Raw genomic sequence first — 271 nt, 5'->3', positions numbered from 1 at the left:
ACGTGGTATTGGTGCAGCCATTGCCCTGAAACTGGCCGAACATGGCAGTCATATTGCATTTACCTATGTTAGCGACAGCAGTGCAGAAAAAGCAAAGACACTGGAAACAACATTAAAGGCAATGGGCATAAATGCCAAAGCCTGGAAAAGCAATGCCGGCGATTTTGCGGAATGCGAAAGCTTTGTAAACGAAGTAATGAAAGAATTTGGAACAATAGATGTTTGTGTAAACAATGCAGGTATTTCGAAAGATAACCTCCTGCTTCGTATG

1 protein-coding gene is annotated in these 271 nt (G+C 42.4%); it reads left to right on the top strand.

Translation table 11 applies throughout. The annotated features are described in order from the left end of the window. On the top strand, positions 1-271 hold a 271-nt coding region (locus VJI94_RS08395; protein WP_324009033.1), incomplete at both ends, for an SDR family oxidoreductase.

It is taken from the genome of Parvimonas sp. D9 (genome assembly GCF_035282565.1).
GTDB classification, from domain to species: domain Bacteria; phylum Bacillota; class Clostridia; order Tissierellales; family Peptoniphilaceae; genus Parvimonas; species Parvimonas micra.
The sequence above is the reverse complement of the archived record's forward strand: the minus strand, read 5'-3'. Positions and strand labels throughout refer to the sequence as shown.